Consider the following 26,420-nt stretch of genomic DNA (forward strand, 5'->3'; position numbering starts at 1 on the left):
CGCCCTCTTACGAAGGAGATACAATGACCGAAAACGCACAGAAGAAAACTGTTGCTCTACTGTGTGGCGGACGTTCTTCGGAACACCCTATTTCTCTGATTACTGCCGTAGGCGTGCTAGGCGCCATTGACAGCAGCGTCTACGACGTGGTGACTATTGGCATTACAAAAGACGGTCGTTGGTATTTGACGAATCTGGAAGAGCTGAGTGCACTTCTCGACGCTGCCCCTGCACATGCAGAGTTTACGGGTGGTTCGCACCAGGTTTTCCTGCCTCTTGGAGCCGGGGATTCGCGAGTGCACCTAGTAGATGCTGACGGAAATCTTGAGTATGGTCCTGCCCTTGACGTGGTATTCCCCCTCATACACGGTCCTTTCGGCGAAGACGGAACAATTCAGGGTCTTCTGGAACTCGCTGAGTTGCCCTATGTAGGATGCGGCGTGACGGCATCAGCCGTAGGTATGGATAAGCACTTTATGAAGGTTGCATTTGAGTCGGCTGGGCTGGAGGTCGGGCCTTATGAGGTGGTGACCGATCGCCAATGGACTCATGAGCGCGAGGAATCGCTTAAACGTATAACCGCCCTTGGTTACCCCATGTTCGTTAAACCCACGCGTGCAGGTTCTTCTTTTGGCATTACCAAAGTGGATAAATTTGAGGAACTTGTTCCGGCTATCGAAGAAGCGCGCCTCCATGACGCAAAGATTATTGTGGAAGCTGGCATTGTGGGGCGTGAAATCGAGTGTGGCGTCTTAGACGGTCACCACGGTAATATGCCGCGTGCATCATACCCTGGCGAAATCGAGGTTGTTGATGAGGACCACGGTTTCTATGATTTTGATGCTAAATATATCTCAAAGTCTTCGGCAGTTACCCGGTGCCCCGCCGATTTACCGAAGGATATGCAGGAGCGTTTGCGTGCTCTGGCGGTTAAGGCGTTTTTGGCCCTTGACGGCGAAGGATTGTCACGCGCAGATTTCTTCTATACTCCGGATGGTCGTTTGGTGATCAACGAGGTGAACACTATGCCAGGATTTACCCCGATTTCAATGTACAAAACCATGTGGGAAAACACCGGAATTTCCTATACTGAACTGATTGATGAACTGCTGACTCTTGCGCTGGAGCGTCCTTTAGGGCTGCGCTAATAGAAGGAAATTCCAGCATTAGAGTCCCCCAAGACCTTAGGTCTTGAGGGCTCTAAAATTTGCGTTTGCGTGAAGTGAACTGAAGGTAAGGATCCAGAGGTATTGAATCCTCTATTTTCCGGTTTTGACACCGTTGAGAGTATCGTTGATGTTCGTGCATTTCTTCTGAGACGGAATTTGTTTGACCGCCGAGTTGAGCTCAGCAAGAAGAGTTGATGATGAAACCTTATCTGCGTCGAAGGTTACTTCAATGGCGGGCGTTCGTCCGTACGTGGTTGCCGTCCACGTTCCCGTCGCACGGTTTTCAGGGCCTGCAGCGGCGGAGGAAGACGCAGAGACTGGCGGTGCTGAGTTCTCTGGCGCATCCTTGGGACGCAGTACCCAATCTATCCCATTGACCTCAGCGCATGGGTCCGATACGGGTTCCTGAATGGTAACACCGCATTTGAGAATCACGGAGGCTGGTTCGCCCCAAGCAGTCGTTCCTTGCGCCGTAGTTTCACGCTGCTGTAGGCCAACGAGTTTTTCTGGCATAGCAACCATCGCATAAGCGCATACGGGGTTGGCGGCATCTGGAGCCGGATCAAGATTGACATTGCCTGCTCCACACGCGCTGAGTGACAGCACCCCGGTGAGCGCAAGACCCAAGCCTGCTCGCTTCGTTGGGGACATGACGAAAAAGTTAAAAGACGTAAAAGTCACTCTCTCATTCTAACGTACGGTATATTCACTGGCGTGTCGCAGAAACATAGCGCGGCAGATCAGAGGAAAGCAAAAATTTGAATACCAATTTAAAGCTCAAAGTCACGACAATTTGCCCATAGTCCAGGTACCATGAAAGTAACAGTTAATAGTTGATCGTGAAAAGATTCTTAAAATTCGATAAACTTTTGAGAGAAGCACATCCTTGTTATTTAGGGTGTAGACTCACCCAAGCACGCATATTGTTCGGTAGCTATTCGGTATAAGGACACTTTTTGGGAAACAGACAATGCAAAGTAGCGTCGGCTAGCCTAGCGACTGCATTGATTGCATTCGGTAGTGTGCCGATCGCCGCAACGCTGACACAGGAGGCACGTGGCGCTTCCGGGAAGGTCGCAAACCATCCTGCGACCTCTGAGGCTGCCGCGCCCGGTCAAGCTACCACGCAGCCTGCCGTACCAGCTACCTTTGCAGCTTTAGGTCAGAAAAATGCCGTGACTCCTATGCCCATGCCGTCTGCAACCGCTACCTTGACTATGTACGGCATGGCCTCGGGCAACGTGACCTATGCTGCTCAACCCGCCGTTGCCCTGCAATCGGAATCTCCCATTGCAGGTGCCGAGTTTGCCGCTGCACCTCCGCTTGACTATGACCAGCAGGACGACGGGACTCCTGAGGCTACCGAGACCCCTGCGCAACGAGCTACCCCGGCTCAGAAAACTGATGAAGATGAAGCGGAAGTTCAGCCTGTCACCCCCGAATATGAGAGTCCACAGGCGCAGCCTTATGATGCCGAAGTTCCTACTGAGGATTCTGAAACAGAGGCTGTAACTCCAACTCCTGATGCTCCCGTTCAGAACCTTCCTGCTGAGGACGACGCTGAGGCAGCTTCCCCGGATCTCGGAGAAGAACCAGCGGCTACTCCTGTGACGCCTACTCCGGCTCCTACAGATCAGACTCCGGTGAATCCCACACCGGTAACCCCTACGCCCACACCGGTTAATCCGACCCCGGTGAACCCGGAGCCTGTGCCTGCCAACCCTACTCCTGTGACGCCTACTCCGGCTCCTACAGATCAGACTCCGGTGAATCCCACACCGGTAACCCCTACGCCCACACCGGTTAATCCGACCCCGGTGAACCCGGAGCCTGTGCCTGCCAACCCAACACCAGTTAACCCTGCGCCTGATCCGGTACCGACCATTGTGCCTAGTCCGGATCTGACCCCGGTTAACCCTGCTCCGGTGAATCCCACACCGGTACCGGCGAACCCTACGCCTACACAGGCCAACCCGACACCGGTGTATCCTACCCCCACTCCCGTAACACCGGCTCCGGCTAAGCCAACACCCGTGACCCCCACACCGGTACCGGTCTCGCCGACCCCGTCGCCCGTAACACCTACTCCTGCAGACCCCGCACCCGCACCGTCTCAGGATCCTGGGTGGACCCCTGCGCCTTCGGAGCAGCCTACTAGCCAGCCTGTTCCGTTCCCGAGCCCAAGTGCTTCCGAATCGGCAGCTCCAACTCCTAGCCCGAGTCCTTCGGGGCATGGAAACCCGGGGTCTGACGACTCGCCAGCCCCAGATGCCAGCCCTTCAGCAACGCCGTCGAGTAATGTCTCTCCAGCACCCGCGCCGTCTACATCTGCTGAACCCTTCCCCAATAGCATCGCGACGTTGGGGCGTTTTGCAACAAATTCAGGGTTCCCCAATGCGTTCCCCGGCGCCGCGGACTGGGTACAGGGATATTTGTCCCGTGGAGAGAACGCCCGGAATGGCTCGCCAACTTTGAGAATGGCGAATCCACAGGAGTCTAGAAACGGTTCTTATTCTGTTCCATCTGCCGTGAACCCGGTTGCCCGTCCGCCTGCAACGTCCGCTGGTTCGCAAGCGCAACGGAACGGCGATAGCCCTAAGAGCGTTCAGGAACGTTCAACGGATTCTCGTGGCCCTGGACTCTCAGGTTTCGTGCCGTTGGCGTTCTTCTCCCTGCTAATTCTCGCGATTACCATTGTGGCGATTCGGTACTTTATCCGTGCCAGGTAACAGGGTATGGGCGATTATTGGGGAATGAACCCTCGGACCAAAAAGCATAAAGCACGGGAAAGCTCACTCCGGAAGAGTACATTGGCTCAGCTGGGGGAGTCCCGTGTTTTGCAATTGTTTATGCCCATGCTGGATGAGCATAACCGCTCCGTAATCCAGGTTGCCTCCGCACATGGGCAGGAACCGGTGCTTGAAGTAGGTCCCGGTGACGACTGCGCAGTGCTCACGGGCGATAATCGACGCACGGTTATCACCACAGATACTCTGGTACATGGGCAAGATTTTCTCGATATCTGGCCTGCCGGTCCGCGTAGCGGCGGTTACGAGGTAGGGTGGAAAGCCACCACCCAGAACCTTGCCGATATTGCGGCTATGGGTGCTGAACCCGTTAGCCTTTTTGTATCTCTAAGTCTGCCGCCCGAAACCCCCTATGGTTGGGTTGAAGACTTTGCCCGCGGTATCCTCGACTCGCTGTATGCATGCGGCGCTACAGTCTGTACGGTAGGCGGCGGTGATCTAGGTAGCGCACGTGATGCCAGCGTTACCATAACGGCTGTTGGACGATGCGAAATCCCCGTGCTGAGGTCCGGGGCGCAACCGGGCGATACCGTAGCTTTGGCGGGCTGTACCGGGTGGGCTGATGCCGGGCTGCGGCTACTGACAATCACAGGCTCTCTCGACTTGATAGAGCAGCTGCCTTTTACGGAGAAAGAACGTATCGAACGCGCTGTTACCCATCAGCTAAGACCCGTATCGCCCATACCCGCAGGGCGACGCGCTGCAGTATACGGCGCCAACGCTATGCTAGACCTTTCAGACGGACTCGTTAAAGACGCGCGTCGAATTGCCGAAGCATCCGGCGTCGATATCGTGTTCAATGATCCTGCGATTACCGAGCTGGCACGTGAGCTGGTACCAGTGGCAAGTCTTATTCTTGAACATCAGCCTCATAACGATCATGGTGATTCTGCGGTCAGCTTGGCCCATGAATGCGTTCTGGGCGGTGGCGAGGACCACGGGCTTTTAGCATGTTTTCCGGCGGGTGCCACGATTCCTGAGGGATTTGTCGCTTTAGGCTCTTGCAGTGCTCAAGAACGAAGTGCATCACGAATTCTGTGCGATGGATATGAGCTCCAAAACTATGGTTGGGAACATTACCGAGCATAACCGTCGTATGCTAGAAAGAGCACGGTTACCCAACCCCGGATGGGAAGGATACGTTATGACGAGCGAGCACTTTGCCGCACAAACCCCGCTTAACTTCGGGGTCACGTGGATTGGCGAGGCGCTCTCAACGGTGCGAGTATATTGCGACACACTTAACTCTCTGAACGCTTTCCCTGTTCCCGACCAGGACACAGGCTCGAATTTGGTACACACTTTAGAGGCCCTCAATAAGGCCTTTAGTGAGGAGCTTGATGCCCTTCTGCATGATCTTCACGCTCTCACGATGGATATACAGAGCGTTAACCAACGTCTGGGTGAAATCTATGAGAACGCTCTCGTGCAAGCCAGTCGGATGGCTCGCGGCAATTCTGGGACGCTCCTGTGCGCCTGGGCGTTGGAGGCAGTGCGTACCTACTGGAATTTTCCCGGCCGTTTAGCAGAAGAGCTGGGCGAAGAGGCACATAATCTGACACTTCTTCAGGAGCTTGAGGCGATGTACCGCGAAACACCCGTTACGGAAACCGGTACACGCGAGAGCGCGTACCGTGAGAGCTATGCGTTAGCGCTTGCCGCCGAACGAGTACGCCGTATTATTGCGGATGAAAGCCTAGAGCAGGGCACTATGGTAGCGATTATGATTGCGCTCGCAGATTACCGTTTTCACTATCGTGCAGGATCGGAGCTTACCGATGTGACGGCACGTGCAGAGTTTCGTCGCGCCACGATGCGCCGAGCGCTTGAGGGCACGGCGCAGAATCCGCCGCTGCCAGAACTCAAGGGATACGTAGATGCAGGTGCCCTAGGCTTTTATTTGGCAGCGGTACAATCAAATCCGCGCTGGATGAGCTCGCGTATGCCTGCGCAGGAGGTTTATGCCTTGGCGGAGCCTCCTACAGATGTTACAAAGCCGAACAGTACGTCTGCTCGGAAAGCGCGAAAGACCGAAGGAACGCAGGACCAGGCAGAGCATCATACTGATGCGACCGGTACTCGGGAAAACCCAGGGTCAACCTGGGAGATCATGGGGACGCTAACTATAGACCCCCTTACTCTGGTGCAGCTTCGAGCAGAATTAGAAGAGCTTGGCGACTCGCTGTTGCTCACTCCGCTCGATTTCAAGAACAATATGTGGACCTTACACGTGCATGTGCCGTCTTTGGAAGAAGCCCGCAAAGTTATCGCTCATTACGGTGTATTAGCGGACGAACGAGTAAGCTCGCTGACTGTTTACGAGGACGAGAGCGCCGCACAATCGTGTTCTCAAGATTGATGTCTAGAGCCTGTGTTCACGGGAAGGGCGGGCGATCAGGGTATGCGCTGCGTGGTGACATGAGCTGACGAGGTTCGTAGCGTGCCCCAAATGCGCAACGGTAGTATTAAACCTACGATACGTCTTATATGACCGTTCGAGCCGAAGGCATTCGGGATGACGGAGTGCTGCGAGTAGAAAGGAGGGAAAGCGTGTCACCTCAAAACTCGAAAGAAGCGCATAATGAGGGCGCTACTCCCAGCCTTTTTGCTGATGAATTTTTAGAAAGCGGTCTTGGACAGGCCAAGAAAGCTGCCAAACAGCAGCCAACCGATACCGAGCATTCTGACCCCAAATCGTCTGCCATTCTCTCTGAGGACGAACTTGTAGCCCATGAATATGTAACGGTTCGCGACCTTGCCGAGTATGCACGCGGTACTAAAACGTTAACGGAGCTCTCCACCCTCGCGCATCAGCGTGAAAGCTCGGAGTATCAGCGTATTGTGGATGCTCTGCGTGCTTCTTTGGGCGCGGCGGCTCAGAATATGGAGACAGCGGAACTGTACGAACTGGCTGATATTGCGTATACGGCACGTACCGAAGCACCGTCCCAGCGTGGAACGTCTATCCGAGGAAAAACCAAGAAGAGCACACAAACAGCATCGCAAAAACCGGCAGCAAAGAAAGCGAAACCCACACGAACCAATCCAAAAAAATCTAAGCATACTCGATCAGGTGCAGAGACCTCCTCTTCGGAACAAAAAAATAGCCTCGATTCTCATGTGGAAGAGTCGCATCAGGAAAAGAGCAAACCAAAGAATACCGTAAAAACACCGGCAAAGAAACCTGCGCGCAAGAAAACCGCCGACCCAAAGAAAACAGATAAGCCAGCCGCGCGAGTGCGGAATATAAAATATAATTCGGACTCTTCTCAAGAGCAAGAAAAGCAACAGCAACGTGCCGCACGGTCGCAGGTTTTAGCACGCTATAACGATGAGAAACGCCTGGAAAACGCACCCTTAACACGTTACCTGCCGACGGCAACGGCACGCGCCCTCAAAACTCACCTGAGCATAAGCACGGTGGGGGAGCTGCTGGAATATTTTCCACGGAAATACCTGCCTCGTGGAGAACTTAGCCGGTTTGCCGACCTTGTTGAGGGACAGGACGTGACAATTATCGCCAGGGTCACGAACGTTTCGACCCGAACTATGGCGGCACGCAGAGGAAAAATCACCGAAGTCACGATTACCGATACCCTTGCAGAATCCGACCAGAATTCGGTCGATAATTCTTCATCAGGTACCTTCGCCGTACGCGAGGGCAGGGCCAATACACCGCAACGAATGTCTGCGGGTAAAACCAACCCGCGCGTGAGCGGATTAGCCGTGCCTTCCGCCGGTTACTCGGGCTATGCGGATTCCTACGGACAACAGAGCAGCGGGAATAATTTCTTCGGCGTGCCGCAACATATATTCGGCAGTTCGGATATATCAGGAACTGGGCGGGTGGGCTCCACCATGAAGCTTTCCTTCTTCAACGCATGGACCGCGGCACGCGAGATCCATGCTGGCGAAACCATGATGTTCTCCGGGAAGGTGGGGATTTATCGCGGGGAGTATACACTGACAAACCCGCATTACGCCCTGCTTTCAGACGATGGAAATGCGAACGCCCCCGAACGTGCCGAGGCGCCCATTCCCGTTTATCGTGCTCCGGTGAAACTGCCAACGGATCGCATCGCGACCGCTATTGCTCAGCTCATCGAATCTGTGCCCCTAAAAGAGCTTGAAGACCCAATACCGTATAAAATACGCCGCGCCCGAAAAGTCCCTTCGCTGGAGTGGACCTATCGCGCCCTGCATACTCCCGATAGTGAGGACACTTGGCGCGCCGCTCAAGCTCAGATGCGCTACCGAGAAGCCTTTGTTCTGCAGAGCGCCTTGGCCCGGTTACACGCCGCACGTGCCGCCCACGCCACCGTGGCCCGGTCCGCTCTGCCGGATGGGGCAGCAGATGCTCTGCTGAACGTGCTTCCCTATGAGCTCACCGAGGGGCAGCAACGAGTGGGCAAGGAAATTTCCCGTGATCTAGCCTCACCGTCACCCATGAATCGGCTTCTGCAAGGCGATGTCGGCTCGGGCAAAACGGTGGTAGCCCTTCGCGCTATGCTTCAGGTAGCCGACTCTGGTGGGCAATCCGCGATGCTCGCACCCACCGAAGTGCTCGCCGAACAGCATTTCCGCTCGATCCTCGATATTCTTGGGGATTTAGCGGATACCGAGGGTATACCGGGATATGAGACTACGCTTTTTCACCCCCAAAACCAAAAAGAAAGCAAAAAAACCGAGCATCGTGTGCGGGTTAGGCTACTCAGCGCCTCAATGCCTAGTGCACACAAGCGTGCCGTACTCGCCGAGATCGCCGACGGCACCGCCGACGTGGTAATCGGAACCCACGCCCTGCTTTCGGACACGGTCATCTTCCGCGACCTTGGCATGGTTGTGGTCGATGAACAGCACCGTTTCGGTGTGGAACAGCGTGACTCTCTGCGTGGGAACAACGGCGAGCTGCCGCATCGTCTGGTGATGACGGCAACCCCCATTCCCCGTACCGTCGCCATGACCGTGTTTGGTGACCTTGATGTTTCCGTACTCGATCAGCTGCCCGCCGGACGGCAGCAGACCGCAACCCATGTGGTACCGCTTGCGGAAAAACCGACCTGGGCAGATCGCCTGTGGACACGCGCTCGCGAAGAGATTGATGCAGGGCACCAAGTCTACGTGGTGGTTCCCAAAATTGGCGATGACGATGAAGAACTTGAAGAAGGCCAGCAGCTCTTCGGCGATGCCGGGCGTGAAGGTTCTCAGAGTTCTGACGGCAAAATACGCCTGACTTCCGTGACTGCGATGACCGCCTATCTAAAACAGAATCCGGCGCTGACTGGAACCCGGATTGCAAGCCTGCATGGGCGTATGGACCCCGAGGAAAAAACTGCTGTAATGACCGCGTTTGAACGCGGCGAGATAGATATTCTGGTGAGCACCACTGTTATTGAAGTGGGTGTGAACGTACCGAACGCAACCCTCATGATGATTATGGACGCCGATCGCTTCGGTATTTCCGGGCTGCACCAGCTTCGCGGTCGCGTGGGGCGTGGCGGTTTTGCCGGAACCTGCCTGCTTGTTACCCGGCAACAGGCCGGGGGAGTATCCCGCGAGCGTCTAGACGCGGTAGCGGCCACCACCGACGGGTTTAAACTTTCGCAGATAGACCTGCAGCAGCGCCGAGAGGGTGATATCCTAGGTGCCGCACAGTCCGGGAAGAAGAGTACCCTTAAATTCCTGCGGGCGCTCGCCGACGCGACCATTATTGAGCGCGCTCGTGAGGATGCGCGGGCGCTGATCGCGGCGGATCCCACGCTGGCGAAGCATCCGAACTTGGCACGTACGATTGACCGGGCGCTTGATGCCGACCGTGAGGCATTTTTGGGGCGTGGCTAACACACGGGTTTGGCGGTTTTGTTACCTTGGGCCTCCGCCACTAGAGACTATCAACAAACAGACGTGAGGAACGCATGAGCCGTATTATTGCCGGAACCGCTGGCGGTCTACGCCTTGCCTCGGTGCCGGGGGAGAACACTCGCCCCACGACCGAGCGGGTGAAGGAATCACTTTTCTCGAAGCTGGAGAGCTATGATGCTGTGCAGGGAGCGCGTGTTCTTGATGCTTATGCCGGGTCGGGTGCCCTCGGATGCGAAGCGCTCTCGCGGGGCGCCGCATCCGTCGAGTTCGTGGAGAAGTACCCAAAGGCATGTGAGATAACCCGCCGAAATGTTGAGGCAACGTCGAAAATTGCAACCGGTATTACCCGAGTGACTCAAGGGAGCGCGCAAAGCTATGTAGCGGTCCATAGCGGCCCCTGGGATCTTGTATTTCTTGACCCTCCATATGCGTTTACACAAGAGCAGGTTCTTGATATTTTGCGTGTCATCGCCCCGAATTTAGCGGAGGGTGCCATCGTGGTCGTGGAGCGTTCCTCACGCGATGCGGAACCTGCGTGGAACTCTCAGCTGCACCGGTTTGCAATGAAGAAATATGGCGAGACGGTGCTGTACTATCTTGAACCAGATGAATCATATACGGATACTGGTTCTGAACCCGCCGAAAGCGAGAATGCTTCATGTTAGCTATCTGCCCCGGATCGTTTGACCCGATTCACCATGGACACCTGGAGATTATTGCTCGCGCCGCTACGCTCTTTGATGAGGTGCTCGTGGGGGTCGCGCATAACTCCTCTAAAAAATACCTTTTTTCTCTGTCGGAGCGCGTGAACCTAGTAGAGTGTTCCCTAGCAGAGCGCGGTATTACCACCGTGAAGGTTGAGGTTATTCCGCCGGGGGTACTTTTGGCACAGTGGGCTCAGGAACACGGGGCCCAGGTGCTTGTTAAGGGCCTCCGCTCGGGGGCGGATTACGAGTATGAGGCTCCAATGGCGAGTATGAACCGTCATTTGGCAAACTTGGAGACAGCGTTCTTGGCGGGGGAAGACCGCTTCGGCGGGGTTTCTTCGACGATTATCCGTGAGGTTGCATCCTTAGGCGGTGACGTTTCGGTTTATGTGCCGCGTGTGGTTTCGGATGCGCTCGTCGCTAAGCACTCACAGGTATCGGGCCGATAACACGATTGCGTAGTTTTATGCGCGATTCTCCCACGATCAAGGGCGTTTTTCCTGGGTTTTGCGCGTATTTTATGTGAATTTTGATGCGTCGAATGTCATAGTTTGCCGCCCGAACCTTGATTAACGGCGGTTGAGCGGATAGAATATCTCTTTGGTTTAAGCATTTTGTATAAGGAGATATGCCATTTCACCTCAAAACTCCTCTGATTTGGTGGTGTCAGTCAAAAATCTGGTGCACCGTCCCGGATCTATGGAAACCCTCGACGAGGTTGTACAGGCACCCGCTGAGATGGGTAATGCCCTGATTGGTGTACAAGAAGGCACCGACATGGATCTGAACATTCGGCTGGAGTCGGTAGTAGATGGTATCCTGGTAAGCGGCACAACCGTAGTGGATGTACACGGCGAGTGTAGCCTATGTTTGGATCCGATTGATTACGAAATGTCGACCAACATACAAGAGCTTTTTGTTTTCGAGAAGGCCCCCTCTGGCGGCCCCGAAGACGAAGACGATGAGCAGTATGCCGTTGAAGGTGAATCTATTGACCTTGAGCCGGCACTGCGGGATGCAGTAATCCTTCAACTGCCGTTCCAGCCCGTCTGCCGGGAAACCTGCCAGGGACTGTGCTCTGAATGCGGAGCGCGCCTGGAGGAAGACCCCGGGCATCATCACGAGGTGTTGGATCCGCGCTGGTCAGCCTTACAGGGCTTGCTGAGCGAGGATACCGAAAACTAAATTGTTGTTACGAGAGAATGAGAGATAGCTGTGGCTGTTCCCAAGCGCAAGATGTCCCGCGCTAACACCCGCGCGCGTCGTTCCCAGTGGAAGGCATCTGTGCCGCCGCTGGTTAAGACTGTTGAAAACGGTCGCGTGACTTACAGCCTGCCTCACCAGGCAAAGGTTGTAACCGACGCTGCAGGCAATGCCCTGTTCCTGGAATACAAGGGCCGTAAGGTCGCCGACGCTTAATCACACGAGTATTCCTGATGACTAACATTCCTAGCGAAGCTGGGGAGTTGCTTGAACGTCTCGGTGTCGATATTGACGCCGAGACGTTTTTGCTGTCTCTCACACACCGTTCCTACGCTTTTGAAAACCCCGGAGTAGAGCATAATGAACGCCTAGAGTTCCTGGGTGATTCTGTACTTTCTCTCGCCATTGCAGAGGAGGTGTACCGCCGCCACCCCGAACTTCCCGAAGGTGAGCTCGTGAAACTGCACCATGTGGTGGTTTCGGCTCCCGCTTTGGCAATAGCCGCCCGTAAACTAGAGCTGGGTAAGCATATCCGTCTAGGTAAGGGGGAAAGGCTTACGGGAGGTGCCGATAAAGATTCGATTCTTGCCGACACCATGGAAGCTATCTTTGGAGCAACGTACATCAGCTTGGGGCGGGAAGCCGCCCGTGAGCTCGTTCTGAGGTTGATTGCGCCCATGTTAGAAGACGAGCAAATTCTCAATTCCGGACGCGACTGGAAAACCGATCTGCAGACGCTGGTAACCTCGCGGTCTTGGGGAGATGTAACCTACGAGATCGAAGCAGAAGGCCCCGACCATGCTCGCGTGTATACTGCCCGCGCTATCGTGGCAAAGCAGACCGCGGGTACCGGAAGCGGACCCAGCAAGAAGGAAGCAGAGCGTCTCGCCGCAGAAGCTGCGTATCGCATACTAGTCTAAAAATAAGTTTGCGCCGCCCGGTGGGAGAAACTAGCTCTTGTGCCGAGTGGCGAGTTCATGACGCTGTGAAGGGGAGAGATGCCGGAGCTACCCGAGGTTGAGACTGTGCGTGAGGGTGTGCATCATCATGCTGTCGGTTGTGTAATCGAGTGGGTACGCATTCTCGATGAACGCTCTATTCGCCGCCATATCGGGGGTTCTGCGGATTTTACGATGCGTTTAGAAGGAACCCGTATTCGCGGGGCATATAGGCGCGGTAAGTATATGTGGCTCACGCTCTCTGCCTCTGATAACGAGCCTTCCCCGAAACCCGGTGACAGCGATGACACGTTACTGCCGTACGCGCTTGTTATTCATTTGGGGATGAGCGGGCAGCTACTCGTGAAGACTCCAGAATTCCCCGCTGAGAAGCACCTCAAAATCGTACTTGAACTCGAACCCGCCAATGGTGATATTGGTAAAACCATCGAATTAAGGTTTGTCGACCAGCGTATTTTCGGTGGAATGTTCCTTTCGGAAGTAGTTCCCGGCATTCCTGCGGGCGCCTCGCTCGCTGGTGCGGAGGAAATACCAGAGGAGCTCTTGGTTCCTGAAGCTGTTGAGCATATTGGGCGTGACCCGGTAGATCCATACTTTGATGTGGCAAAGATTCGCCGCATCATGCTGCGTACCTCCAGCGGCATTAAACGCCTGCTTCTGGACCAGTCCGTGGTATCTGGGATCGGGAATATTTATGCGGATGAGGCGCTCTGGCGTGCCAGAATACACTACGCAAAACCCGCAAAATCTCTCAGTGCCGCCCAAACCCGGGAGCTATTCGCCGCCGTACACCAGGTACTGACCGAAGCGCTACACGCAGGCGGGACCAGTTTCGATGCGCTCTATGTGAACGTCAATGGGCAGTCCGGTTATTTTGATAGGTCCTTGAACGCTTACGGCCGTGCCGGCGAACCCTGCCGCCGGTGCTTAGAGGCTGGGCGCACCAGCATTATTGTGCGTGAACCATTTATGAACCGTTCCTCATACCGCTGCCCGCACTGCCAACGCACCCCGCGCGGGCTAAAAATCAGCTAACGTTTTTCCTACACTGCTGAAGAGGAACGTGAATATTTATCCCCGTAGAAAAGACCCAGACGACGGTACCCCTCGTCGATCGTAACGGCGGGCTCCCACTGTAAAAGTTCGCGGGTGAGCCTCTGATCGAACCAGTGCGCCGTTGAAAGCTGCTCCGCCAAAAATTCGGTCATGGGAGGTTCATCTCCGGCTGTTACCGACTTCGGCAGACGCCCCCACACCTTTTCGATCAAACGCCCCACAAAAGCCGCCGTCGGTGCGGGAACCGAGAAACGCGGCGCAGGAACCCCAACCGCCGTGCAGAAACCACTCATCAGCTCAGCAATCGTGCGGGGCTGACCATTTGTGACCACCAGCGCGCGCCCGGCTATTGACTCTAGGCGCTCGTAACCACGTACCAGCGCATCCGCCGCGTTATCAATATAGAGCGTATCGATCAGACCTGTGCCCCCGGAAAGCAGGGGCAGCCGCCCGGACTGAGCCCTATCTAGGATGCGCTCCACCAACTGAGTATCGCCCGGTCCCCAAATCAGATGCGGGCGTAACGCCCCCACGCGCAAGGTAGATCCCGAGGCGAGCTTCGTGCCGTTCGCCGCCAAAACCGCAAGCTCTGCCGTCGCCTTGGAACGAGCATAGTTTCCGCGAGCATGCTCGGGGGATGCCACCCCGTTCCCCTCGCCGATGAGAGCCGTTCCGGCATGAGCAACCGAAGGAGAAGATACATACAAAAACTTAGGAATCGAACGCTCTATAGCGGCATCCAGAAGAGCCTGCGTGCCCACAATATTGGTACGCTCATAATCCTCCCAATCGCCCGAAACCGAGACTTTCGCAGCGGCATGCACAATGCCGTCCACTCCCACAAGAGCCTGCTCAATAACCTCAGCATTATTAAGAGAACCGCGAACCTGATCGAAACGAGGGCGTATCGTATCTGGCAGCAGCGCTGCAATACCCGCATCACTGCGCTGGAATACGCGCACATCATACCCAGCACGCAACAGCGCGATGGCGGTTTCACGACCGAGCATACCGCTTGCACCGGTAATAAGCACACGTTCGCCGCTACGGGCAGCAAAATACGATTCATCGACAGGACGCAAAGACCGCGGCGCAGGGTCGGTATACCGAGCCGCTAAAGGAGCCGGGGTAGCCATAAAAGCCTCCAAAATTCAGGTTTCTCCTGATCTTCAAGAATCTATATGCGAAAACATGACGGGAGAACAGTATCAGGCAGATTCCCTGCGTATCCTCTCGCCGCTATCTTAAGAACTAAGCACCCGCAAGTACCTTTGAAGCCCACTCGCCAAGGGCAGGCCTATCAATCTTCGAGTTATGGCGAATATCTGTCGGATGCTCCTTGATAACCAACACAGCCGCCAGCTCGATACCCGTATCGTCCTGAACACGCTCGCGGATCTGTCGGCTCAGCTCGAAGGGTGCCTGCCCCTGCTTAAGCTTGCGGTCGGCGGCCTCAATGACGAGCACGGGTGCGGCTGTGCCTGCAGGACCGACCGAGACCAGTGCGGCGCGGCGTACCGCATCCAAGGTCTCAGCGGACTGCTCGGCGGCAACCGGGGTCAGCACACCTTGGGCAGTCAAAAGAACATGCGCCAAGCGCCCCTCAACCCAGAGACGACCGGCGGCATCCAGATGCCCCACATCGCCGGTGTGATGCCAGCCGGGGGTCGAAATCGATTGTTCTTCAGTCACCCACAGAGTATCGTAACGGTCTTTAACATGGGGAGCCGATACCAAAATCTCACCGGTCACCCCCGGTTCGTGAGTCATCTCCGAAGCCACGGTTCCATCCTCCTGCAAAGGAGCGATCGCCACCGCCGCACCATATACCGCGTACCCTACACATACCCCATCTCGTGCAAAAGGATCAAGAATATCGCCCTCGGCATTTGGGGTTCCCTCAGCTAGTGCCTGGCGAATCATATCCAAAGATACATCGGTAACCGGCAACCCCTCGGTCATACCATAAGGGGTGTGCAGTGAGGCATGAGGCACCAGCTTCGAGAGTTCGTCAAGCAGAGGAACAGGAATAGGCGCCCCAGCCGACAGCACGGTGGTGACCCCCGCTAGGGCTGTGCGCTGCGAATCGGTGAGTTCGGAGGCGCTGGCCACCACGTTCACGAGTGCCGCAGGGGAGGCGAAGACGGTGGATGCGCCAATTGCCTCGGTTGCGGAGGCTAACGCGGTTGCGGTGAGTGTCTTGGGCTTGGTCACATCCATCTTTGGGGTAACACTCGTAGCGCCCAGTGCAGGGCCTAGAAGTGCGAAGGGTGCGAATCCAGCTACCAGACCTGACCCGGACTTGAACCCGTAGGTGTTGACGATGGCATCGCGCATACCCGCCAGCTGGCGCTGGGTGTACACAACACCCTTTGCGGGGCCGGTTGAGCCGGAAGTGTACAGGACAGCGGCATCCGCATCCGGATCGGGGTCGGGGAACTCGATAACCGCAGGAGTGGCAATAGGGGCGCTGAGTGTGTTTTCGGATGTTTTAGAACGCGCCGAATGTTTGTGAGCGGACTCAAAGACAGAACCTTCTACACCGAGCACCCGATCCTGGAATTTACCGAGCGGTTCTACGGAAATGCGGTGCCCGGGCCATAACAGGGATCGTGCGGCGGCGAGAGCGGCGGGAATGCCCACGATAAATTGCGGGTTGGCGCCCTTGAGTGCGCGCGTAAGGCCCGTAAGTCCCAAACCGGTATCCGCCACCACAATGACTGCGCCCAGTTTAAGGCACGCATAAATAAGCGTTGTCAGGCGTGACCCAGGTGGCACCATCAGATTCACACGGTCACCGGGACGTACCCCTAGGGCGTGCAGGCGCGCCGCCGCCGCATCTACATGCATTGCGAGCTGTTGCCACGTAAGCTGTGCTGCAACCTGGGTACCATCGCCTGCGGAGTCCATATCTACAATTGCGAGTGAGGTGTCCTGCGCGCGTTCGTTCAACGCTGCTATCATCGGGCGGAATTCTTCGTGTGCTGCTTCTTCGGAAGTTTTCAGATTCCGAATACGTTCGTCCAAAGCTCGCCGAGCCTCACGATGCTGCGCCTCTGCGTTGACCGGTTTCTCTAGATAACCCTCAACGAGCGTGCCGAAGTTCTGCCCCAGCCAAGCAAAGATAGGGGCGGCAATATCTTCATCTTCGGCAACTAGGTGCGACGCCTTTTCATAGCGGTGTACCTTGGCCTGGGGAAAACGATCCATCAGATCGAAGAGGTAGCGCCGCTGAAAAACCGGGTCTTTAGTACCCCACTGGAAGAATGCGGGAACCTTCAAATCCCGAACACCTTCCGCGATGCGCACCATATGAGCGTATGAGGGTATATAGGTTCCGGTGGGAATATCGCCCACAAAATTGCGGATACCCTCGCGCCACGCCGGATGCGCATAAGGCGCCCGGTAGGTGCGGCGAATTCCCTCGTGAAGTTTGCTGGGGTAAAGCGCACGCGGTTGGGATTCCTGTGGCCCGGCTAGAGCCCGTTCCGAAGAGCCTGGCTCACCTTCGGAGGGCACCCGGCCCTGGTTCTGTGCCAGCCCCAGAGTAACGTCTAGAAAAGTTGTAGAGTCTCGTGTACCCAGCTCGTGAACCCCCAAAGCTAGGCGCAGCGCCGCCGGGATGCGCTCAACACCATCGTGATACACGGCTGTGTTCGTGAGCATGACGCCCGAAAGAATATTTTGGTGTTCAATCGCCCAGCCCAGCGAGATTAAACCGCCCCAGTCATGGGCGAGGGTCACCACCGGTTTATCGGTTTTATCCAGCCCGAGTTCGCGGGTAAAATCGCTCAAGTCTGCTATGCGGTCTTCAAGCGAGCGCCGTTCGTCCTCCAGGTCGAGGTGAGTGCGTTCGGAGTACCCCATATCGAGCTGGTCGACAGCGATAACACGCCACGGTGCTGTACTGTTCACGCCGGCATCGAGTATGGTACGCCACAGATACGACCAGGTGGGGTTGCCGTGTACGCACAGGATCGTGCCGATAGGGTCAAGCCCATGTTCCTGAAGCGCTGGAGTATTGTCGAGGTAATGCCACCGTCGTGCCTGCGCCTGGGCGGCCCGCACCTCAATCGGGGCGGTGGTAGGTACCTCAAGCATGTGCGAGTAGCGAGGATCAACGCCCGTCCACTCGTGTGGGTTATATGGTGGTTGGGTCTTCGGGAAGTTAAGGTGGCGCATATACTGTCCTTGCTGTTGCGACGGCTCGTCGCCGGTGATATTCAGAGTACCTTGGCGTGGGGCTATGTACCGATACAGTGAGGAGCCCCGCACCTGCCGAGGCTCCCACGCGATGAGACGATACTAATTCACATTACCAGTCGATTTCCATGAGCGCAGTATTCAAACCGGAACCCACACCCATGCATAGAATACGGTCACCTTTTTTATAGGTGGGGGCGCATTCCGCAAGAGTCATAGGCAGTGCCGCTGCCGCTACGTTACCCCAAACGGGGAAAGTCAGCGGAATACGGTCGCGTTTAATTCCCACGGCTTCGATAATAGCGTTGGTGTGAGCATTAGAAATCTGGTGAGTCACATAGGAATCCATATCGGTCCACTCCCAGCCGTCCTCATGAGCTTGTTCCCAAGCCTGAGCTACCAGCTGCAGACCATGCTCAAGAAGACCAGCGGCATCAGTATTCATGCCCTGATCAGCTTCGCCGCCAATACACAGATTACGATGCTCAGTTCCCGCACGCGATACTGAACCGATGATGCGGTGCCCTTCGGGATGCGCATCTGCCTTACCGAGTACCGCCGCCGCCGCACCCGAGCCGAGGGTGAGGGTAGCAAACTGGGCGAGCACATCCTCACGAGATGTATGAGGCTGGCTCAAAATCCGCAGGGCGGTACGATGCCACGGGGAAGGATCTTCACCGGCAACAACGAGAGCGTAGTCAACGGCACCGGAATCGATCATCGTAGATGCCACAGTCATAGCGTTTACAAACCCTAGGCAGGCGTTCGTAATATCGAAGTTTAGGGCGTGACGAGGCAGATTAAGGCGGTCGTGAATACCCACAGATACTGCGGGTTCAAAATTGTCGCGGGTTACAGAAGCATTAATGAGCAGCCCCACTTGGTCCCGGTCAACCTTCGCAGCTTGAAGCGCTTTCTCTGCTGCAGCAACGGCACCATCTTCAAAAGTTTGGCCCTCAGCCCAGCCACGACGTTCGCTAATCCCCGCCAGACGCTCCAGTAACCCCTTAGGCATCTTCAGACGCTTATAGGTGTTGGACAATTGTTCGTCAAAATATGAGCTTGTAACTACACGGGGAGGAAGTTCATGCGCGATAGAAAGTAAAGCAGCGTTACGATGCCGGATATCAGAATTTACGCCGGGCTTATCTGCGTCAGAAGTCGCGGCTGCAGTGTGTTCGGACAATCTGTATGACCTTTACAGGGAGGTACGTCTATGATGGGTACAACGAAGAAATAGCGGAGGCGCTGGTGCGCTCTCCGCATCGTCGACTTAGTTAAATCTACCGTACCCGCGCCCTAAAGTCCGAAATTCCGCATTTATGACTCCGTGCGCCGCATGGCAAACATCCCTAGAATATCAAGGCGTAAAGTTATTGTGCAGCCCATGGCGGCTTCGAGATACGGAATATTCGTTCACCTATCGCTTAAGACCTTCAACTGGAAGCCGACGCTTCCCGGCAGTTCAGGATGTAAACTTTCCTAAAGCCGGGCAACGTCCGTTGTGCATCCTTAAAATCTGGATAAGCTCGTTTCATGCCCGGAACGCTGATGATGCATCTGAGTACAATAGAACTACTCTGCGCCTGCTAAAATCCCGGCGCGGTTTCCACCCGATGAAAGGCAATCCGTGCACCTGACTTCGCTCACCCTACGCGGCTTCAAGTCTTTCGCATCGTCCACCACATTTGAATTCGCCCCCGGTATTAACGCTGTGGTAGGTCCTAACGGCTCGGGAAAATCAAATATTATGGATGCGCTCGCCTGGGTTATGGGGGAGCAGGGGGCAAAAACTCTGCGCGGTGGTTCCATGCAGGATGTTATTTTTGCGGGTTCTGGTACGAGTGGAGCCGAAAACAGCGGAAAATCCCAATTAGGGCGTGCCCAAGTTGTTTTGCGCCTAGATAATACAGATGGTGCGCTGTCGATACCCGCCGACACTGTCGAAATCTCACGCACTATGTTCCGTGCCGGTGGCAGCGAATATGAGATTAATGGGTCGCCTGCTCGTCTGTCCGATGTGCATGATATTCTCGCGGAAGCTGGAATGGGGCGTGAGATGCACGTGCTTATCGGGCAGGGTCAGCTCGATAAAATTTTGCACGCCTCTGCCGCCGAACGCCGCGAAATTATGGAAGAGGCCGCCGGAATCCTAAAATACCGCCGCCGCCAGGATAAAACCGCCCGCAAACTTGAGGCCATGAGTGCTAATCTGACCCGCCTGAATGACTTGGCTGCCGAGCTCAGCAACCAGGTGGAACCGCTTGGGGATCAAGCAGAGTCTGCGGCAACCGCGCGTGAACTGCAAGCGCGCATCCGCGAACTGCACGGCATACTAATCACCCGAGAAACCCATGCGCTCAACGCCCAAGTACAGGAACAGACCCGGCGACTTAGCGATACGAGTGAGCAGGCGCATGAACTCGATGAAAGCCGCGAAAAAATACGGACGCGGCGAAAAACCCTCGACGAGAACCTTGAGGCAGCACGCCGCGAGCAAACGGAGGCGAACGCTCACCTTGCGCGCATCCGCGAGCTTGTGGCACGGGTTAACGCGGTAACTGCGGTAGCGGCTGAGCGTGCCCAAGCGGAAGAAAACGCTCCTGCTCTTGAAGACTATCGGCAGGAAGTTGAGCGCTGTGCACAACGTCTTGCAGAGGATGAAAAAAATCGTGACAGCGCGGCTGTTGAGTACGAAAAAGCGCAGACGGAGGCTCAGGAGTCTGAACGTCGAGTACAGGAACTTACAAGTGCTCTCGCCACATTGGAAAACACCCGTGCTCAACACGAGGCTGAGCGTGACCGCGCTAGAAAACGCCGTGCCGAACTTGCTGAAGCTACCGCCGTGGCACGCGCCACCTATGAACGCGCTCGTGCCGTGGAAGAGACTCGCCGCGCTGAACACGAAGACTTGAACGCTGAATCTACTCGTTTGGTCGAGACCGTGGCACACTCGGAGGTTGCCCTGCAGACAGCTGCAGCAGAAGAAGAAACTCACCAGCGGGATCTCACCGCCGCCGCTAGCGTACGAACTAAAGCCGAAGAAACCCGTGAGAAGGTTCGTGCCCAGGTATTAGAGGCCTCCCAAACATATGCTGGTGCCCATGAACGCGCCACAACTCTGCGAGAAGCCCTTGGGCAAAGCCTAGAGATAGCCGACAATCTCTCGGAAGTACATCTCGATCAGCTCGTGCGTGTTTTTGAGGTTCTTACCATCGAGAAAGGCTGGGAGCGCGCCGCCTCTGCCGCACTGGCTGCTTTTGCATCGGCAGCAATCAATGCCCCGCAAGACACCCATATTTCTCGTCTTATCTCTGATGTTGGGATGAAGATAGCGAAGACTAAGAAGACATCTCGAAAGACAGAAGAATCAGCGGAAAAAACTCTGGACCTTCCAGATGTACCAGATGCCGTAGCGGCACTTACAGCCATTACTCCTGCCACAGACTCGGCAGAGAATCTACTCGATAAACCCGCCCGCACAGCTCTTAACGCGGCACTCTACGCACGCCTGCACGGAGTTTACTTTGTGCAGGATGCGCCCGCAGCTGCCTTGGCACTTACCGCCGGCGCTCACCGTGTTTACGACAGGCAGGGAATCGAATACACCGCCTACAGTATTCTGCACCCGGCACTCGAGCAGAGCGCTCTCGAACTTGCCGCCGCCGCGCAGGCTGCCCGTGACGACGCCGAAAAGGCTCTAGAAAAACTCAAACGTGCCAAGAAAAAACTTACGGCCGCCGAACGCGCTCTCACCGCTGCACTCGAGACAGAACGCGGAATCGCCAAACTTCTAGGCGAATCCCGTGCCGCCCACGCCCGTGCCGAGGCTGAACATGCGCGCATCCTAAGCCGATCCGAAAGTCTGCATGCCGAGATCGCGCGTGCTGCCGAAAAACTGCACCATGCCGCAGATGAAGCACAGGAACTTCAGAGCGCATACCAACAGGCATACGACGAGCTGACCGCCCATGAAGAAGCTCGTATGACGCATAGCATCATAGGGAGTAAAGAGGCTGAATCTGGCGGCACCCCGGATAACCCCGCCGATCTCGAAGGCTCTCTCGCGCAGGCACGCAAAACACTGCATGAGGCAGAACAGCACCATGCCCGCATCCAGGCCGAAGCTGCACAACGAGTCGCCGAAATGCATGCTGCAGAAGCCTCAATGGAACGCACCCGGGAGGTTTATAGCCGTGCAGAACGTGCTCTCACCGCAGCGCAGGCAGTGCGCGAGCAAGCGCATCGCCTAGCTACCGCAGCACGTTCACAACAGCGTCAAGCTCACGCGCTAGCTGATGCTCTAGCTGCTGAAGTAGAAACCTGGAAAAATCGTCTTGACGAAATCGCGCGCAGCATGGGTGAAACCGCAGAGCAACGCGCCGAAACTTATACCGAAGAACAAGACCTTGCGACGGCCCATCAAGCAGCCCTCGCCCTCATCTCGCGCGCCGAAACCGAACTCGCACGCCTCGAAATCCGTCGTGAAACTCTGGCAGAACGCTCACGGCTTCTGACCCAGCTGCCTCTCGACGAAATTCTGCAGACACACCCCAACCCAGACGAAAACGCCGAAGATTATGTACCCACCGAGACCATTCAAACACGGCTTGCTGCCACCGAACGCGAACTCGAAAAGCTCGGCAAAATCAACCCCCTCGCCCTCGAAGAATACGAAGCGCTTAGCGAACGACACACCTACCTGCGAGAACAAATCGCTGACCTCAAAAAATCTCGCGGCGATGTCATGACCGTCATGGACGAAGTCACCACCCACATAGCCGAAGTTTTCACGCAGGCATTCAACACCGTAAACGAGCATTATGAACGTATCTTCGGCATACTTTTCCCCGGAGGCGAGGGACGCCTGGAACTCTCCGACCCTGACGATATTCTTAACTCAGGCGTAGATATTTATGCCCGTCCGGCTGGCAAAAAAGTCAAACGTCTCTCGCTTCTTTCCGGAGGGGAACGATCGCTCGCATCCCTGGCGTTGTTAATCGCCATCTTTATGGCAAGCCCCTCACCGTTTTATGCCCTTGATGAGGTAGAAGCAGCCCTTGACGACCGCAACCTAGGGCGAGTCCTCACAGTACTGCAAGAACTAGGGGAGCGCTCGCAGCTCATCGTGGTAACCCACCAAAAACGTACGATGCAGATTGCACAAACCCTTTATGGCGTTTCGATGCGCAACGGTGTTTCGACTGTAATCTCACAAAATATGGATGAGCTGCGCGAGCTGCTCTAACGTTTTCTAGGCGCAAAATAAAATACTGTGGGCTAAGAATGCTCGAAGATGTTCTTAGCCCACAGTATTTTGTGAATGTTCCCCTACCTTCCGGTATAGTTCTTATCCGCCAGTTCGCGGGGCCAGTGTGGAGTACGGAACGGTAGCCAGGTGAGTGAAGCTGCCAGGAGTAAACCTCCGCAGAGCATGAATGCAGGTGTGAAGCCCCACGTATCGGCAACAGCACCGGCGAGAAGCGGGCCCAGAATCATGCCGAAATCACTATGCATTTGGAAAGTTGCAAGCACGGGTGCACCATCGCGTTTGCTACCGATCACATCGGCAACAGAGGCTTGCAGCGAGGGCGTGATCAGTGCGGCACCAGCACCCATACCCACGATGAGAGCCACAAGCATCCAAGGCGCCGAAGAAATACCAATAGTCGAAATGGCGGTTCCGGCGATAAGCAAACCGGTAAAAATCATGATGCGCCGCCCCAAGTTGTCTGATAGACGCCCCGAAACGGTTTGGGTAAGAGCATTTGCTAACGAACCAACCGCCATCACCGTAGAGGCAAGGACGGTTCCCTCCGGTGCCCTAGACGCATCGCCGCCCGTCGCCAAATACGCCGCGAGCAGAGGAATAAGAGAAGACTGTATACCTAAAACAGCCCAGCCGATCGTAAAGTTCGTGAAAAGCGCCGATCGGTAGTTCGTAAATTTGAGTGCTTGCCGAACGGTCATCGTGGCTGGCATAGGGGGTTTCTGCCGGGGTGATTCCTCGCCCGAAGCCGGTACATCGGTTGCAGAAGCATCGTTAGTATCGGGGGAAGCTTTGGAGCCAGTATCATGCTGGGTGGGAAGACTATATGCCTCACGTTCGGCATCAATCTGATCGGCAGGAGGCATCATGAACCAGACGATAGCCCCAGCTACCAGCAGAGAGCAGCCGTAGAGGGCAAATGGCAGGCGCATCCCCAAGCCGCTGAGCGCACCGCCGACGACCGGTCCCATAATGTTCCCGAGCAGGAATGCGGTAGCGTAGTATCCCGAAACCCGCCCGCGCATATGCGAAGGTGCTAAACGCACCAGAAGACCCATCGCAGAAACCGTGAACATGACCGAACCAATACCTGCGAATGCGCGCGAAGCCAGCAGCACCCAGTAATCCCAGGCAGCGGCATTTACGAAGGACGAAACCGCCACAATAACCATGCCGCAGGTGTAGATAGGGCGCTCACCAAACCGTGAGATGAGCTTGCCCGCCCCCGGTGCGAAGACTAACCGCATGGCTGCCAATGCCGAGACCACAATCGTTGTTGCCGCTACTCCCACGTTAAAGCTACGCGCAAAACTGGGGAGTACAGGTGCTACGAGTCCGTACCCGAGCGCGATCATAAAAGATGCGGCAATGAGTACCTTCAACCCGGTAGGAATACGAGTTTTTGCGGGGGTTTCAGGCGGCGTACTTTCAGTTTCGTCAGCCTTCGTGAGCTGGATGCGTCTGCCGCTCTCATCCTCAATAGTTGCGGATGCGATGGCATCCGCTCCGGGGCTGACGATATGGATCGCACCGGTTGCTGCACTCATGTAGTCCGGTGTGCATTGCTGCGTGCTGCCGGTATTGGAAGGTTCTTTCTTCCCGGTATCCTGCTGAGTTTCTGCGGGGGAGGAGCCTTTGGACTGTGCGTTGTGTTCGTGCGGGGTCATAACTCTTTCTGAGTATTTGGCGGTAGAACCACCCTGGCAGCGAAGCTGCCGTGCGTGTTGGTTAGGGGGAGCGCATCAGAATCTTGCCTGATACCGCTCGCTCTCACTAGTCTACTCTTCATAAGAATCGTCAGGTAGGAGAATTTTGTATGTTCCTCGCCTGCCGTGAAACGCCTGAGTGAAGAATTATTTTATGCGGAAGTGCGCTGCAGAACGGATTTTCCTTCACAAGCCCCCTTTTCATCTTCATACCAGCCGGTAAGCTAGTAGTGTGAATGAATCAATGTGGATAATCCTGGCAGTTGTGCTGGGTGTATTAGTGATTGCTGGCGTTATTTTCGCCTTTACACGCGGTGCTAAAGCGCCGCGTGGCGGGTATCCGAGCACACGTGATGCTGATGATACGCAGGCGGAAGACACATCGGAAGAGACCGAGCAACCAGCCTCCCGTTACGATATTCCTGATCCTTCGGCGGGGCGTCTGGTGCGGCTGCGTGCCCGTTTGGCGCGGTCGAACAACATGCTGGGCAAGGGGCTTTTGGCTCTGCTCTCACGAGATCGCATCGATCAGGATGTCTGGGATGAGGTCGAAGAGACTCTGCTCATGGCTGATTTGGGTGCTGAGCCGACAACCCGTTTGGTGGAGGCGCTTCAGAAGCGGGTGCGTGTGGAGGGAACCGATAACCCTGCCGCCGTGAAGAAGATGCTTCATGAAGAGCTTCTTGAGATTATCGGTCCCACAATGGATCGTGAGTTAAAGACCGAGGGCACCGACGGTAATCCCGGCGTGGTGCTTGTGGTCGGCGTGAACGGCGTAGGGAAGACCACGACGGTCGGTAAGATCGCCCGTGTGATGGTTGCGGACGGAAATTCGCTTCTGCTGGGCGCGGCTGATACCTTCCGTGCTGCGGCTTCCGAACAGCTGACGACTTGGGGCGACCGCGTGGGCGTGAAGACCGTGCGCAGCGAAAAGGAAGGTGCTGATCCTGCCTCTGTTGCTTTCGATGCGGTGAAGACCGCTAAGGCTGAGGGTATTGGCACGGTGCTGGTCGATACTGCGGGTCGCCTGCAGAATAAGGCTGGGTTGATGGATCAGCTCGGTAAGATCAAACGCGTGATTGAGAAGGAAGCCCCCGTGACCGAGGTGCTTTTGGTAATTGACGCGACAACCGGGCAGAACGGTATGGTGCAGGCGAAGGTCTTCGGCGAAATCGTGGACGTGACCGGTATTGTGCTCACCAAGCTCGACGGTACCGCAAAGGGCGGCATTGTGGTGGCTATTCAGGAAGAATTGGGTGTTCCCGTCAAGCTCGTGGGGCTCGGCGAAGGTCCGGACGATCTGGCCCCCTTCGACCCCGAAGGCTTCGTGGATGCGCTTCTCGATTAGCGGCTGAACCTGCTTTTGTGCGTCGTGCATTTTAGCGGAGCACATAATGAGGTGATATTTCCGGGAGCGTTTTCTTCATCTTAAATTGTTACCAGATGAAGAAAACGCTCCCGGTTTGTGTATTCGCTTGC

17 protein-coding genes and 1 pseudogene are annotated in these 26,420 nt (G+C 55.7%); 13 read left to right on the top strand and 5 right to left on the bottom strand.

Annotated features, from left to right (window positions below; genetic code table 11):
- Nucleotides 1–23 precede the first annotated feature (23 nt).
- On the top strand, nt 24–1,148 hold the full coding sequence (locus tag HMPREF2981_RS07940) for a D-alanine--D-alanine ligase family protein (RefSeq protein ID WP_070662187.1): 1,125 nt from the start codon (nt 24–26) through the stop codon (nt 1,146–1,148).
- A gap of 111 nt (nt 1,149–1,259) precedes the next feature.
- Here the strand turns inward: HMPREF2981_RS07940 and HMPREF2981_RS07945 are convergent, their stop codons facing one another.
- Nucleotides 1,260–1,850, bottom strand: a complete 591-nt coding sequence (locus HMPREF2981_RS07945; protein ID WP_371326227.1) for a DUF3515 domain-containing protein — start codon at nt 1,848–1,850, stop codon at nt 1,260–1,262.
- Between the two features lie 275 nt (nt 1,851–2,125).
- Between HMPREF2981_RS07945 and HMPREF2981_RS07950 the strand changes: the two genes are divergently transcribed.
- The 10 genes and pseudogenes from HMPREF2981_RS07950 to mutM all read left to right on the top strand — a co-directional run bounded on the left by HMPREF2981_RS07950 (nt 2,126) and on the right by mutM (nt 13,742).
- The gene (locus tag HMPREF2981_RS07950) at nt 2,126–3,898 is read left to right on the top strand and encodes a transcriptional regulator (RefSeq protein ID WP_246825403.1); all 1,773 of its coding nucleotides are present in this window, start codon (nt 2,126–2,128) and stop codon (nt 3,896–3,898) included.
- An 81-nt stretch (nt 3,899–3,979) separates the two neighbouring features.
- Nucleotides 3,980–5,065 (top strand): thiamine-phosphate kinase, encoded by a 1,086-nt coding sequence (locus HMPREF2981_RS07955; protein ID WP_141756678.1) that lies wholly within the window; start codon nt 3,980–3,982, stop codon nt 5,063–5,065.
- Nucleotides 5,066–5,120: 55 nt separating this feature from the next.
- On the top strand, nt 5,121–6,335 hold the full coding sequence (locus HMPREF2981_RS07960) for a DAK2 domain-containing protein (protein ID WP_246825405.1): 1,215 nt from the start codon (nt 5,121–5,123) through the stop codon (nt 6,333–6,335).
- A 128-nt stretch (nt 6,336–6,463) separates the two neighbouring features.
- Complete coding sequence (locus HMPREF2981_RS07965) at nt 6,464–9,817, top strand: ATP-dependent DNA helicase RecG (protein ID WP_083313876.1); 3,354 nt, start codon at nt 6,464–6,466, stop codon at nt 9,815–9,817.
- A gap of 68 nt (nt 9,818–9,885) precedes the next feature.
- A pseudogene (gene rsmD, locus HMPREF2981_RS07970) lies at nt 9,886–10,503 on the top strand (16S rRNA (guanine(966)-N(2))-methyltransferase RsmD); the annotation flags it as partial.
- A complete protein-coding gene (gene coaD / locus HMPREF2981_RS07975) occupies nt 10,497–10,994 on the top strand; it encodes a pantetheine-phosphate adenylyltransferase (RefSeq protein ID WP_070620704.1) in 498 nt (165 codons plus the stop codon). The pseudogene rsmD and the gene coaD, both read left to right, overlap by 7 nt.
- Nucleotides 10,995–11,202: 208 nt before the next feature.
- Complete coding sequence (locus HMPREF2981_RS07980) at nt 11,203–11,730, top strand: YceD family protein (RefSeq protein WP_004004887.1); 528 nt, start codon at nt 11,203–11,205, stop codon at nt 11,728–11,730.
- A 30-nt stretch (nt 11,731–11,760) separates the two neighbouring features.
- Nucleotides 11,761–11,964 carry a 50S ribosomal protein L32 gene (gene rpmF, locus HMPREF2981_RS07985; RefSeq protein WP_004004885.1) on the top strand — a complete coding sequence of 68 codons (204 nt, stop codon included), beginning with the start codon at nt 11,761–11,763 and terminating at the stop codon, nt 11,962–11,964.
- 17 nt (nt 11,965–11,981) lie between these two features.
- A complete protein-coding gene (rnc, locus tag HMPREF2981_RS07990) occupies nt 11,982–12,668 on the top strand; it encodes a ribonuclease III (RefSeq protein WP_004004884.1) in 687 nt (228 codons plus the stop codon).
- Nucleotides 12,669–12,746: 78 nt separating this feature from the next.
- Entirely contained in the window at nt 12,747–13,742 is a 996-nt protein-coding gene (gene mutM, locus HMPREF2981_RS07995) for a bifunctional DNA-formamidopyrimidine glycosylase/DNA-(apurinic or apyrimidinic site) lyase (protein ID WP_070662199.1), read from the top strand.
- A gap of 8 nt (nt 13,743–13,750) precedes the next feature.
- On the opposite strand, the gene HMPREF2981_RS08000 is transcribed toward mutM, so the two are convergent.
- The 3 genes from HMPREF2981_RS08000 to HMPREF2981_RS08010 all read right to left on the bottom strand — a co-directional run bounded on the left by HMPREF2981_RS08000 (nt 13,751) and on the right by HMPREF2981_RS08010 (nt 19,152).
- On the bottom strand, nt 13,751–14,899 hold the full coding sequence (locus HMPREF2981_RS08000) for an NAD-dependent epimerase/dehydratase family protein (protein ID WP_070662202.1): 1,149 nt from the start codon (nt 14,897–14,899) through the stop codon (nt 13,751–13,753).
- A 115-nt stretch (nt 14,900–15,014) separates the two neighbouring features.
- Nucleotides 15,015–17,945 (bottom strand): alpha/beta fold hydrolase, encoded by a 2,931-nt coding sequence (locus HMPREF2981_RS08005; RefSeq protein ID WP_070662205.1) that lies wholly within the window; start codon nt 17,943–17,945, stop codon nt 15,015–15,017.
- 133 nt (nt 17,946–18,078) lie between these two features.
- On the bottom strand, nt 18,079–19,152 hold the full coding sequence (locus HMPREF2981_RS08010) for a 3-oxoacyl-ACP synthase III (RefSeq protein ID WP_070662208.1): 1,074 nt from the start codon (nt 19,150–19,152) through the stop codon (nt 18,079–18,081).
- Between the two features lie 444 nt (nt 19,153–19,596).
- Here HMPREF2981_RS08010 and smc point away from each other — a divergent pair, with 444 nt between their 5' ends.
- Complete coding sequence (gene smc, locus HMPREF2981_RS08015; RefSeq protein WP_070662211.1) at nt 19,597–23,214, top strand: chromosome segregation protein SMC; 3,618 nt, start codon at nt 19,597–19,599, stop codon at nt 23,212–23,214.
- A gap of 83 nt (nt 23,215–23,297) precedes the next feature.
- Here smc and HMPREF2981_RS08020 read toward each other — a convergent pair whose 3' ends face one another.
- Entirely contained in the window at nt 23,298–24,902 is a 1,605-nt protein-coding gene (locus HMPREF2981_RS08020; RefSeq protein ID WP_246825413.1) for an MFS transporter, read from the bottom strand.
- Nucleotides 24,903–25,173: 271 nt separating this feature from the next.
- On the opposite strand from HMPREF2981_RS08020, the gene ftsY reads away from it, so the two are divergent.
- Nucleotides 25,174–26,289, top strand: coding sequence for a signal recognition particle-docking protein FtsY (ftsY, locus tag HMPREF2981_RS08025; protein WP_004004877.1), 1,116 nt, complete (start codon nt 25,174–25,176; stop codon nt 26,287–26,289).
- Nucleotides 26,290–26,420 lie beyond the last annotated feature (131 nt).

The organism is Rothia sp. HMSC069C01 (genome assembly GCF_001814655.1).
GTDB classification, from domain to species: domain Bacteria; phylum Actinomycetota; class Actinomycetes; order Actinomycetales; family Micrococcaceae; genus Rothia; species Rothia dentocariosa.